At 42.4% G+C, this 13,608-nt stretch carries 10 protein-coding genes; all 10 read right to left on the minus strand.

Features of this window, described 5'->3' with window-relative positions; all coding sequences use genetic code 11:
* Nucleotides 1-7: 7 nt before the first annotated feature.
* Complete coding sequence (locus CTER_RS21100; RefSeq protein WP_004629061.1) at nucleotides 8-1,804, minus strand: sensor histidine kinase; 1,797 nt, start codon at nucleotides 1,802-1,804, stop codon at nucleotides 8-10.
* A gap of 180 nt (nucleotides 1,805-1,984) precedes the next feature.
* Complete coding sequence (locus tag CTER_RS21105; protein ID WP_004629259.1) at nucleotides 1,985-3,382, minus strand: ABC transporter substrate-binding protein; 1,398 nt, start codon at nucleotides 3,380-3,382, stop codon at nucleotides 1,985-1,987.
* 190 nt (nucleotides 3,383-3,572) lie between these two features.
* Nucleotides 3,573-4,484 (minus strand): carbohydrate ABC transporter permease, encoded by a 912-nt coding sequence (locus tag CTER_RS21110; protein ID WP_004629122.1) that lies wholly within the window; start codon nucleotides 4,482-4,484, stop codon nucleotides 3,573-3,575.
* Between the two features lie 81 nt (nucleotides 4,485-4,565).
* Entirely contained in the window at nucleotides 4,566-5,477 is a 912-nt protein-coding gene (locus tag CTER_RS21115) for a carbohydrate ABC transporter permease (RefSeq protein WP_004629128.1), read from the minus strand.
* 148 nt (nucleotides 5,478-5,625) lie between these two features.
* A complete protein-coding gene (locus tag CTER_RS21120) occupies nucleotides 5,626-7,332 on the minus strand; it encodes a glycoside hydrolase family 2 protein (protein WP_004629247.1) in 1,707 nt (568 codons plus the stop codon).
* A 398-nt stretch (nucleotides 7,333-7,730) separates the two neighbouring features.
* Complete coding sequence (locus CTER_RS21125) at nucleotides 7,731-10,073, minus strand: glycoside hydrolase family 9 protein (protein WP_004629249.1); 2,343 nt, start codon at nucleotides 10,071-10,073, stop codon at nucleotides 7,731-7,733.
* A 231-nt stretch (nucleotides 10,074-10,304) separates the two neighbouring features.
* A complete protein-coding gene (locus CTER_RS21130) occupies nucleotides 10,305-11,522 on the minus strand; it encodes an ABC transporter permease (protein ID WP_004629116.1) in 1,218 nt (405 codons plus the stop codon).
* Nucleotides 11,519-12,385, minus strand: a complete 867-nt coding sequence (locus CTER_RS21135) for an ABC transporter ATP-binding protein (RefSeq protein WP_004629148.1) — start codon at nucleotides 12,383-12,385, stop codon at nucleotides 11,519-11,521. Before CTER_RS21135 ends, CTER_RS21130 begins: the two co-directional genes overlap by 4 nt.
* Entirely contained in the window at nucleotides 12,361-13,110 is a 750-nt protein-coding gene (locus tag CTER_RS21140) for a hypothetical protein (RefSeq protein ID WP_004629057.1), read from the minus strand. Before CTER_RS21140 ends, CTER_RS21135 begins: the two co-directional genes overlap by 25 nt.
* Entirely contained in the window at nucleotides 13,107-13,565 is a 459-nt protein-coding gene (locus CTER_RS21145) for an RNA polymerase sigma factor (RefSeq protein ID WP_004629230.1), read from the minus strand. The genes CTER_RS21140 and CTER_RS21145 overlap by 4 nt, the downstream gene beginning before the upstream one ends.
* Nucleotides 13,566-13,608 lie beyond the last annotated feature (43 nt).

The raw sequence follows: 13,608 nt of genomic DNA on the forward strand, positions 1-13,608 counted from the left end.
TGTATACTCACCCTTTCTGGAATGGCAGATATAAAGTTACCTTTGTACCGTTTCTTTCTCCTTCGCAAATATCTATTCCGTAGTTTTGACCATAAATAAGCTTGATCCTGTCATGTATGTTTTTCAGCCCAACACTTTTATAATACCTTTTGTTGTCCAGCTCTGAAGACTCCCTGTTCAGAATGTTCTCAAGAGTGTTGCCCTGCAGCCCTCTGCCGTTGTCCGTCAGCTCTATCATAAGCGAATCCTCTTCTACTGATGCGGATATACGGATAACTCCCTGCTCATTCAGTCCTTCGAATCCATGCAGTATTGAATTTTCAACTATGGGTTGCAGCAAAAGGTGAGGTATACGGTATTTCATCAGACTGTCATCTATATTGCATTCAAAAATGTAACTGGAACCCTGTTTCATGCAGATTAAATCAAGATAATTTTTCAGGATCCCAATCTCAGTTTCGAGGGCAACCATTTCCTGCCCGTTTGTAATACTGGCCCTGAGCAATACCGATAGAGAATGCACCATATCTTCAACTTTCCTGTCACCATTGGCAGCTGCCGCCCATCTTATGGAGCTCAGGGTATTAAAAAGAAAGTGAGGATTTATCTGCGCCTGCAGTGCTTCAAATTCAGCATCCCTTTTCAGCCGTTCCTGCTCTTTTGTGAGTATCAGCAGCTCACTGACCTTATCCAGCATGTTGTTAAAATTCCGGCTTAATCTTCCAATTTCATCCTCACTTACAACTTCAACCTTATGACTGAAATTCCCTTTTTCAACCTTCTTCATGCTCATTCCCAATTTTATGATGGGCTTGCTTATTATATTGGAAATAAACAGTGCAACCATCAAAAAAGCTACCATGAAAATCAAATTGATAAATAATAGGATATTCCTGATGCTATTTAAAGGTGCTACCAATTTTTCATAGGGTATCATTGATACCAGTGTCCAGTTGCCTTTTTCAATGTGCACACTGTTTACAACCAATTTTTCTCCGTTCCTGTCAACATCAATATACCAGTTTTTAATATTTTCGTTGATTTTCGGAACCTCCAGCCTGTAATTAAGGTTTTTTGAAATTTCCTCCTTGTTTTTGCAGGACAGAATATCACCGTTTTTTTGTATCAGATAAATTTCATTGGTCCCGTTGTTTGAGCTTAATGCCTTATAAACATCCTTCTCATTTATTTGTATATGCACTACGCCAACCCTGGCCAGACTGCTGTTTCCCTTGACAGGCATTGCAGCTTCCAGGAAATAGCCTCCGCTGGTGCCAATACCAGGCCTGGTGCCTATCCACCTGATCCTCATGTCCCTGGACCGGACCATTTCCTTATACCAGCTGCTTTGTTTCATAGAACTAGTATAGCTTGAATAATCTTCCCAGTTGCCGTAATCAAATTGTTTTTCTCCCAATATGGTTATGCTGGCATTATAGGTCATCAGAGAAATTGGGATACTCTCAAATATATCGTCAAATTTCTTTTGTTTTTCATACCTCTGGATTTTACCGGATTGAGTGCTGCTGATATTGTCGTCAATGAGAATTTCCCTTACATGGCTGTTATTGGCTATGTTCAATAATGTAAAAGCTATATCATCAAGGGTTCTGTTTAATACCTTCGAGGAATCGTTTATAGAATTTTCGTTTAAATCGGCGATTTTATCCAGCATGAAGTTTGTCATCACATTATTGGACAGCAATAAGGAAATTATTAATGGGAATACCACAATAACAGAGTAGGATATAGTTAATTTTCTTTTTATGCTTAAATTCCGAAATTTTTCGACAATTTTCCTCACAAAATCACCTATTCATATTTTAGCATGGCCCAATTTAAATATCCATAACTTCATGCCGTTGAAAACTGTATGGAATTCGGCAAGCGATCACGGCTGAGAGCCCGAAACAAAGCTTTCAGCCGTGATTGGCTCTATAAATTGTACAATATTCCCTTGCCGGATCCTATACTTAAAGTTCTCTTACTTGGCGGCCTTTTCCATAATTGCATTTGCCTTATTTTTTGTATTTTTAAGAGTGGTGTCCAAGGACTGTCCGCCTACGAAATATTTCTCTGCTTCCTCAGTAAATACGTCTATGATTTCACTTTCACCGGGGCCGGATCTTGTCACAATATTATCAACCCTTTCAGGATCAAATACAACATTCTTAAAAGCTTCTAGATCATATAAGCTCTCATCAGGACCTACAAGACCTTTTATCATTTCATCTGCATTTGTTTTCTTCCAGGCAGACCATGTTTTATGACCAATTTCCAGACCCTCGGAGGTCAAAGCAGTCAGGAATTTAAAAGCTGCTTGTTTATTTGCCGACTTTGAATTTATTGACCAGCCGATTCCGGCTCCGTCAAGCTGTGATGTGTTAGGTTTGCTGTTTGTAGTCCATCTGGGGTATGTAGCAAAGGTTGTCTTGAAGGTGTGAGGATATTTGTCGGTCAACTGAATATCGGTGACCATCCAGGAGCCCATGCATACCATGGCAACTTTTCCGCTGAAGAACATGGTTCTGTATTTTAATTTCTGTGATGTCAAATCTACATAAGGCACCTGGGATTTGTCCACATTCTCCAGGTCATATCTGAATTGCAAACCGTCTCTGAATGTGGGATTATCAAAATTCAGCTTATTGTCGGCCGTAAAGAAAGGATTGTCCATTATCTCGCTTTGGGTGCCAACAGTAAAGAAGTTGGACCATTCGTTCATAAAAGAACCATATATCTTATTCGCACCTTCACCTTTAGTGAGCTTTTTGGCGTATTCTCTATAGTCCTCCCATGTCCAGTCTTTCGGAGGCAGAGGAAGTCCGGCTGCATCAAGCATATCCTTATTTATAAATACCAGCCACGGAGTTATCTCTTCAGGTATGGCATAAATTTTATCATTATAAGGAGCAAGGCCTTTATATTCGTCAAGTAAATTAACACCTGCATTCCCGGCATATTCATCCAGAGGTTCAACTACGCCGTTATCGGCCCACTCTGTTAATTCATACAAAGCAGAGGTTCTGAGCAAATCAATCTGTTCACCGGCTGCAATCATAAGATCGGCCTTTTTCTTGTACTCATCATTGTTTACATTTGCTACCAGCGGAGCCATTTCAACCTTGATACCGGGATTTTTCTTTTCGAACTCTGTAATAAACTCGGGCCATTTGCGCTGATTATTTGTGGCCTCATCTGTGGCAGTATAGAACTTAAGAGTTATCTCCTTGGCAGGTGCTCCTGTTGATGCTGACGTGGAGGAATCTCCGGCATTGCTGCTTTCGGAGGCCGGCTTTGTCCCGCCGCACCCTGTTAGTGTTGCCGAAATCAGAAAGGTTGCAGCTAAAGCTGTCGATAAAAGTTTTGCCATTCTTTTCATATAATCTCTCCTTTTTTATATTTATAAAGGCGTTACCTATATTATAACGAGGCAATAATAGATATCCACCACCTTTACAGGTGGCTGGTACCATCTGGTTTTCGGGCAGTGAGCATATCCAGGGTGTCCTTGAGGACACCTTTACCTCGTTGAAACGCCAATATTTCCTAAAGTATTAACCCTTAAAGCACTAACCCTTAACACTTCCTGCAGTCAGGCCCTCGATGATATACTTCTGTCCAAGTGCAAATACGATAAACAGCGGTATTATTGCCGATACCGAGGCAGCCATTATCAGTGAATAGAATGATCCGTATTTGTCGGTAAACATCCGCACTCCGATCTGTATGGTAAACAGTTTTGCATTGGTAATAAAAATCAAAACGTTTTGATAATCATTCCATGACCATATAAACTTAATAATTGCCATGGTTGCAATAGCCGGTTTTGTCAGAGGCAAAATAATGTTCCAGAAGGTCCTGAACGTTCCGGCCCCGTCAATTTTAGCAGAGTCGCTGAGCTCTGCGGGCAATGACTTCATAAACTGTGTAATAAAAAATATATTTGACTGGCTGAACAGCATGCTGATTATCAGACATATATGTGTATCAAACAGGTGAAGCCACTTAAAGTACAGAAATCTTGGGATAAGCGTAACCTGGTCAGGTATTATCATTGTGGCGATTATTAAAAGGAATATTTTATCCCTGCCCGGAAATTTCAGCTTTGAGAATGCAAATGCAGCCATACTGGAAATTAACAGTGAAAGGACGGTTGTTATTACCGTTACCTTAATGGAATTAAAATAATATAAAGTAAACGGAGCATCTCCAAACCAAACTTCCCTGTAGTTTTCAATAATTCTGAACTTTGCCGGAATCCATTGAATCGGGTAAGTAAATACATCGACCTCATATTTCATAGAGGTGGAAATCATCCATATAAACGGCAGAACCATTACAAGGCTGAATGCAAATAAAATTAATGTAATCACTGTCTTTCCTATTGCATCCCTTAAATTGCTGCCCTTCAATTTTTTATTTATGTTCAAAGTTTTAACATTGTTGTTAGCTGCTATACCATTCATAATAAAAAGTACCATTAGCCTTTCTGGCTCACAAAAAATTGATGGAATTATTCCACGCGCATACCGTGAGCCGGATAAGGCGTGAATGGTACTTTTCTATTCGTGCACCCATTTTTTTCTGAATATCCATTGAACCAGAGTTATTGCAAAAACTATAATAAACAGCACAACGGTAATAGTTGCTCCATAGTTTATATGGCTGTTTCTGAAGGCCTGCTTGTACAGATAATAGACGAGAACCTGTGTGGCATCACCGGGGCCGCCATCTGTCAAAACACTGATCTGGTCAAATATTCTGAAAGTTTCCATTATCTCATATATGATCAGAAAAAATATCGTGGGTGTTATCATGGGAAGTGTTATTTTCCGGATCTTTACGAACCAGTTTGCACCATCTATATCAGCCGACTCATACATTTCAGCCGGAACAGTTTGAAGTGCGGCCAGTATAATTACAATATCATATCCAAGATTCTGCCACACAACCATACCCGATAAGCTTGGCAGTGCCCAATGCAAATCAGAAAGCCATTTCGGCGTATTTTCAATTCCCATGGCTTTAAGCATTTCTGTAAGCGGGCCGTAGGATGGTTGCATAACAACCATCCAGATAGTTGCAACAGCAACAGTACTTGAGATATAGGGCAAAAAGTAGATGGCCTTAAAGAAGTTTTTAAAATAGCAGTACTTATTTATTAAAACTGCTAATATAAAGCTGACTACCAGCTGAACAGGTATTGTATAAAAAAGTAATAGAATATTATTTTTTAAAGCTGTATAAAAGGTTGCATCCTTAAATAAATCAATGTAATTTTTAAATCCTACAAATGACAGCTTTGAAATATCGGTAGCAACCGAACCCCAATTGGTAAAACTGATTATGGCAGTCAGGAATACTGGCAGAATTGCCATAAACAGCAGAAAAAACAAGCATGGGAGTATAAACATATACCCGGCAAAACTTTCACTGTTGCGCAGTGAATTAATTTTTCTAAGAATAGAATCCATTATATCGACCCCTTATATTTGTTTAACTATGCTAGTAACATCTTCTACAATCTAAATGATATACTGAGGTCCATATAGCCTCAATCTTATATTTTTACGTATAATTCTTCTTTCTTTACCTTCGGTGTCAATAAAGTCGTTTTTACTATTACACCGGTTTTCCATCCCACTTTTTAAAGGCTTCCTGCAATCTGTAATATGAAAGTTTGGGTCTTCTGTAAAAATCCAGCACACCCTTATGATTTACTCCCATGGGTCTGGAGGGCCATTTTGCCTCTCCGTCAATCAGCCATGAAGAAACTCTGAAATCATTAAAGGTCCACACAATTTGACCTATGATATAGTCTTTTGAAACATAGAGGTCTATAAGCGATTCCAGGTAATCGGCCTGTGATTCTTCAGACCATTTGATCCTGGCTTTCCGGGAATGTTGTCCATACATGCCCTCCCAGCCTCCGGAGGTCATAAGGACCGGTTTTTCGGGATATCTTGCGGCAATCCTGTCCAGCAGAAGGCTTCCCTCTTCAACGGTATGTCCGTTATACCAGCCAAGCCAGTAATTTATCCCTACCACATCAAAATATTCGTAGGTTCTGTCTTCAGTGGGTATATCCGATGCATGCACCACAAACCTCGTGGGGTCCATAGCTTTTGCAAGCTTTATATACTTCGGAACAAAATCCACCGCTGCGTCCTCGTAGGTTTTACATTCAATAAACAGGCTCCAGAACATAATGCAGGTTTCATTTTTATAATATTTGATGGTATCCTGCATCTGTTTATTTGCAAGCTCCAGGAGCTCAGGATTCTGGAACTGTTCTTTTTTGAAGTTGACATTTGGCACTTCGGCTATGACAAGAAAGCCTGTCTCACTGGCTATTTCATACTCCTTCAAGTGGTGCGGGTAATGGCAGAGTCTTAAAAAGTTTGCACTGCCTTTTTTACACAGATCATAGTCCTTCCTCACGATGTCATCTGAAAACGTCCTTCCGGTAACGGGGTATTCTTCATGTTTGGAGTACCCTCTCAGGTATATGACCTCTCCGTTCAGCAAAACCTTTCTGTTACTTATGGAGAACTCTCTGATTCCAATCCGGTGAGTCCAATAATCCATGGGTTTATCATTTTTCTTGAGACATATTTTAAAATCATAGAGGAATGGGCTGTCAGGAGACCACAGTTTTGGGTTTTCTACCACCAGGCAGATTGCTTTTTTGCCGCAAGTGATTTTTTCTGTCATGTTATATACTGCTTCCATTCTGTCCTTATCATCAACCGTCAGATTTACTGAATAGTCCCCGGCATCGGTAAAATTGCCAACATCTACGGTAAGTGTCACTTCCCCGTTCATTTTGGTAACAACGGTTACATCCTCCAGCCAGCTTTCACCTGTCCCTATAATGGATACGCCCCTGTATATACCGCCATAATTGAACCAATCCACACCTATGGGAGGAGAAGTCATATTGTTTATTTCACTGTCAACACGGACAGCAATTAAATTTTCGCCGTTGATAACAAGGCTTTCAGTAACGTCAATTTCAAAAGGTGTAAAACCTCCGGTATGAGACCCTGCAAGCTTGCCGTTAAGCCAGATATCGCATTTGTAATTGACACCATAAAAAAATAAAACATATCTTTTTACGTCCTGTATTTCCTTAAATATAAACTTCCTGAAATACCAGGCCACGCCCTCATAGTCGAACAGCTCTTCATCGGATTCATTCCAGCAGGAGGGCACCCAAATATTGTCTGCATTATCCGGAATAGCCGTATACCATTCATTGCCAAGTCCTTCATTTTTTCTGTCCAATTTAAATTCCCAGTATGAGTTTAATGATATTTCCTTAAGCATTTTTATAATCCTTTCTGATGATTGACTCGTTGTGGGGCAAATTAACCACTCAAAAACGTATTGTACATTGTCAATAGAGGGTATGTATGTTTTAACAGCTGTTGTCTCACAGATGGACAGCTTTAAACAAGCCAGTAAAAGCATAGTGTTCCCGTCCGGCCTCCATCAATTGATTGGCCTCGCACACTATTGCATTTCGTTTTTTTAAAGCTATTCTTTTTAAAATAACAGCTATTAAAAAGTCATAAATTTAACCAACAAAACGAGTCAGTTTATTTTTAAGGCTGGTCAAAAGGCTACTGCAGGTATATCAGTAGCCTTAATGGAGCCCTTATTCATAAAGCCGGATATTTCTTTCCATGCAGCAATATAACTGCACTATGAGATTAATTTACAAATCATTTGACAATAAGTACAGGTTTATTAGCTATACCGTCCTTGCTGCATATAGCGGTACTTATTCCATCCGCACTTTCATTCTGTAATACGAAGGATACCGTCTTGTCTCCTGCAAGCTGACTGTTCACATAGCTGGTAATGTCGATTGTATACCATCCTTCGGCAGCCAGGTCCAGTGTGCCTATTAAAACCGCCCCCTTTGTACCGGGTTGATTTGCCCAGGTCACAGCCTTTTCGGTCCATTTATCTTCAGAGAGACCATAAACTTTGACCGATGTGGATGAATTGGCAGAACTGTTATATATTTTCAGTACTGCTGATGCTGCCGTAGCCTTTGTAAATTTTGAAAGATCTGCTTTAATCAATGCTCTTCTGGAGTAACCGGGATCAGGATCTCCTTTAACAGCAAGAGTGGATTCCGTTCCGTAATTCACGGCTTCATATTCGCCATCTCTCACATATGAATCTTCACTGACCTGGTATTCATCTTCCGACGGAACAGGGGTTGACGGCTGCGTACCCGGAGCTTTGGGCCTGTAAATACCGGGGTCGGTTGCCGCTAACCACGCCATTGCTGCCACACCGGCGGCATTTGCATTAATGCAGGCCTCATTGGTCACATAATCCATTCTGTTATCATGCCAAACTGCTCTCTTGTCCTGGAATTCAGTATAGTTATTGTTGTTTTTCATATCGGTATCCAGCGGATCATTCTGATTAGGAGTATAAACTGCTTCAGATACCGGCCCTTCGCTCCATAACCCGGTTGGATCCCATTTCGGGTTATTTTTTAAGACTTGCTGCTGATAGGTTATGCGATGGCGCGGATGGCGTACAAATGTAGTTCCGGCGCCATTGAGGAAAGAAACACCCCATGGATTGGAGCCCAGCAAATAGTCGGCCTGCTTTTGAGCCAGTGGAATGAAGCTATTGTCACCTGTCAAACTTTTAAACATGGAGGCCTCAACTATCAACTGGCTCATCATTGCACCGCTGCCCCAGCGCAGCTCATTCAGGCCGGTTCCCCACACATTGCTGTCTGAATAGCCCTGTGCCGTATTAAGGTGTTTGTACATGCGGACTGCGGCAATGGGCGCATACGAAGCATCCAGTTTTGCCAGCTCGTAGTTCACATAATGACAGCATCTTGACCAGCTGAGATTTATGTTTGAGTAGTCGCCGTCACTGTTATCTCCCAACGTATCGGCATAATTTTTTGCTTCGGTCAGATAGGACTTCATGCCGGTAGTGCGGTACAGCTCTGCTCCTGCCAGCGCCATGTCATCCATCCAGGCCCATTCTTCAGGCAGTTCCTCATATCCGCCGTCCCTGTCGGACATGGTCGCAGGATTGTTTTTTCCATAATTATAAATCTGCTTTGCCGCAGTAAGATATGTATCAGCTAATTCCTGATTGTAGCAAGGTCCTTTCGGGTCACCCCATATTTTGGCTCCCATGGCCAGCGCTGCAGCTGCTTTACCAGCAATATTGGCACCCTTGCCCGGTTCGCACGGATATACGGGACGTGGTCCCTTATAGAAATTATCTTTTTCAGGGTAGGTCTCCCACCTGGATATATTATCCTCACCGCCGTGCTCATCTGCATCGGCTACAGATAAATATAACACCTGGTTTTCGTTGTCCCACATCTTCACCATAAAATCAAGTCCAACTTTGGTTTCGGCAAGAATACCCCTGGCAGGATCCTTGAATTGCTCAGGGTCATTCAAGTAGGTTGAAAGCATAATATTACTGCAATAACCGATTGTACTCATAAACTTTATATAATCGGCAGCATCGTGCCAACCGCCTGAAACATCTATAAGCTTCCCTTTTGTCACTCCCGAAACAACTATTCCATCGTCCAGGTGGCATGCTTCGTGGCCCTTGGGCTCAGTATCCCCGCAGCGCTGAAGGCTGAAAAACTCCAGGGATAAATTATCCAGGTTATCATAAACAGCGTCATTGATAGTAAATTCCGGTGAGGTAAATCCTTTGACCTTTAATTTGTATCCGGTGCCCGGTTTGGTATAGCTGCTGAAGTCCAGCTCATAGGTGTGGGCATAGTTCTTCCCCAAATCTCCCCAGTTGCCCTTATCGATCCCAACTTTTCCGGTGTATACTTTATTGCCTTTGGAATCATGAACAGTAAATTCCTTGCCTTTTAAATCACTGCCGGTCAATACCATGGCCGTTTTAGCCGCTTTGCTCTTGTAACCGACCTGGTTAACTCTGATAAAAGTATCACCGGCAGCTGCAAAAGAGTTTTGCGGCGGTATGACAATTGTTAGGAACATCGTTATAACTGTCAGCAATGAAATTAATTTACCCGCTTTTTTCATATATTCCTCTCCTCCACCTTTAGAGCCTGTTTAAGATATCAGACACAAGCGTATATTAAACAGACTCTTAAAAATTTTATTCAGTATTATCCTATAATCGTTCAGCCCAAGCAGCAATCTCATATATTTACGTATTTTACTTACTTCTTTACATGTTTACTTTTTTACTGGAGAAAAAAACTGCCTCATCCCTAAGAGGTCCTTAGGAACAAGGCAGTTAAAAGAATAACGTTAAACAATCTGGTGGGTTTTAAAAGAACGGTATGCGAACGGCGTAACCAGAATGCCGGCCACAGCGGCAAACAGCGGCAGGAACACATAGGGCTTCACGATCACACCGGATAATTCATACTGAACAGGGCTTGTCACAGAACCAAATTCCATCATTCCGGACGGCAGGAGATGTAAAAGATTGTACAGCCATATCCGGTCATAGGATACGTTTATAAACATCGGTACAATAAGAATTAAGGTTGTGATTATGATTACACCGTAAGCTGATTTGAATTTTGCCGATAAAAGCATGGTAATTGCCGCAGTCATCAGGCAGGCAAAAAAGACGCAGACAGAAAATAACAAGGCTGTCTGTCCCATGGTCAGCGGGTACGGCGACATGGGATAGTAAAGCTGCAATTGGGAGTTCAAACCGTCAGAGCCAAAAGTCAGAATTGTAAGAATATAATTTATAGCAGTCAGGACAAGGCATATGGCCGAGGCTAAGGTAAAACCCGTAAACAGCTTGGCTGTTATGAGCATATTCTTTCCATGCTTTGAAGCAAGGATGAGCTGATCGGCTCCCGAGGAGTATTCACCTGAAAAAATCGGAGCAATGCAAATTGCCATGACAAACGCTGCCATCAGGCCAACTGTATACATGAGTGTGAAAAACCGGGTATATCCGTCTGTATAGGAATAGGTAAACGGAGTTTTTATCTGCTCATCCAGAGCAATCAATTTCTCCTTTGCCTTGCCGCTCATTCCTGTTTCTTCCAGGGCCTGAACCTGCCTGCTATGACGTTCAGCATAAAACCCGGCTGCCTGTTCTCCGGTCAGCAGCTGGAAATCTTCCATATTGAACCGTCTGGACTCACTGTTATATATAGGCCGGACAATCCCGTATATTTCACTGTATTTTCTTGCAAAAGCCTGGTATTCCGGGGTATCGTAATATCGATCTTTTTTGGGGATCTTTGAATAAGCCTCCACTGTCTCCATAATCAATTTTGAGTCGATTTCCCGGCCTGAAAGGGCTCTGGCATAAGAGCGGTCCTTAACCATGGCATCATAATTGGACTCAAACACCTCTCCCTCAATATAATAATTTCCCAGCAGCGTCCCCCAGACACTGACGGCAGTGGTAATTACGGCCAGCGCCAGAACTATAATCACACTTTTTTTATATAGTATCTTTTTATACTCAAAACCCACCAATCTCCAAAAAATTTTCATCCTTCGCTCACCTCACTGAAATAATACAAATAGAGATCCTCCAGTGAAGCCTGTGCTGTCACGGCACAATCACAGGGGCTCTCTTCACTTATCAGACGTAAAAAGACATTTTTGCCTTCATTCCGGAGATTAATAACAGGATACCTTTTACAAAGCCGGTCTGCCACAGAAGGCGGTATGCTGCACTCCCAAACCTTGCCCTGAATTGTGCCGATGATTTCTTCCAGCGTCCCCTTATGTACAAGCTGGCCGCTTTTCATGATGAGAATGGTATCGGCAATGTGCTCAACATCGGAAACTATGTGGGTAGAAAGAAGTACAATGCGGTCTCCTCCAAGCCGGGAGATCATATTGCGGAAACGCACCCTTTCTTTTGGATCAAGTCCGGCAGTGGGCTCGTCCAGAATCAGTACTTTCGGATCGTTGAGCAATGACTGGGCAATGCCGAGCCTCTGTTTCATACCTCCCGAAAAGGTTTTTATTTTCTTTTTTGCTTCATTTTCAAGGGATACAAGTTCAAGCAGCTCCAATGATTTTTCTCTGGCCCGTACTTTGGACAGTCCCTTAAGCACTGCAATGTAAAGCATGAAATCAAGCGCTGTAAACTCAGGGTAATAGCCGAAGTCCTGGGGCAGATATCCCAACACATCACGGTAATTCCCCCGGCTCACATCAATCCCGTCATAATTTAGAGTTCCGAAGGTGGGGGCCAGCACGCCGCACATCATTCGCATCAGGGTGGTTTTGCCAGCGCCGTTTGCGCCCAGGAGACCGTACACACCCCGGCGGAGAGTCAGAGAGATGCGGTCGCAGGCAATTTTATTGCCATATTGTTTTGTCACTCTGTCAAGAGTAAGTTCCATGTTCTTTCCTCCGTTTGTTTTATTAATTTGCGCAGCTGAATCGCTGTCAGCACGCCGCCGAGCGCAAACAGAAGCAGCCAGTAACCCAGGGTGGAGCTGGAGTAAAGGAGCCGCACCGTGCTGCCGGTAATAATATTGACCACACAGGTAAAGCAGGCAGCAGCAGCACAGAAGTACATACCTTCCCCCGGTCTCACCCGGTTCAGTATCAGCAGACAAAAACCGCAGGTTATGAGGTACGGTACCATCAGGTAGATTATTACCTGGAGCAGGTTGAACGGAGATACCCTGCTGATAAAAATTAAAAGTGCTGTCAGGATTACAAAATTTCCTCCGCCCAATATTGCTATCCGCGCCATGATTATCTGAGGCAGGTTAAACCGGAAGCTCATTTCAAGTTCCGACATGCGGTAAAATACCGAGCGGTAAATTTCTGCCGTCATCATCAGCGCCAGAAATGGAAGGACGGCAGAAACTGCCAATATTTTCCCTGCTTCCGCCTTCCAGTCTATGAACACAGGTGACCGGAAGGTAACTGCCCAGCCAACAAAAATAATTACAACTGAAAAAGCCCATACCCTTTTCCGTATATAAAAAAACTGGTTAAGCAGAAATTTCAGGTAAGTGCTGCCGGGACGCTGCAGTGTTTTCAAGAATCTCTTCTTATCCATGGGCGGCGGCGCTTCAAAGGATTCTCTCAAAGCTTTTTTCATTTTTTTATTCATAGAGAATTCTCCTCTCCAAGCAATTTTTTCAGAGATGCCAATGCAGATTTTATTCTGCGGTAAACAGCAAAGCGGGAAAGCCCTGTAATCGCGGCAATTTCTCCGACTGAAAGCTCATTTGCATACCGGAACAGCAGCAGTTCCTGCTCCTGTTCCGGCAGCGTTTGCAGTGCCTGCCGTACTGTGCTCTTCATTTCCAGCCGTTCAATAAAATCAGTATCCTGCAACTCATCGGTCAGATTTTCGGGTTGTTTTCTGCGGAAGTAATCAATACATAGGTTTCTTGCCACGGTGTAAAGGTAGGCAAGTTTCTTGCCGTATTCCATGTACGAATTCTGCGCAAAGTATTTGAGAAAGGCTTCCTGGGTCAGGTCTTCCGCCAGTGTGGCATTGCCAGTTTTATAGTAACAATATCTATATATCTTGTCGTACTGTTCTTCAATATCAATCGACACCCTGCAGCCTCCTCTCAAATTGTTTAACGTATTATCCCCTAAA

The sequence above is a fragment of the Ruminiclostridium cellobioparum subsp. termitidis CT1112 genome (assembly GCF_000350485.1).
In the GTDB taxonomy this organism is placed as follows: Bacteria; Bacillota; Clostridia; order Acetivibrionales; family DSM-1351; genus Ruminiclostridium; species Ruminiclostridium termitidis.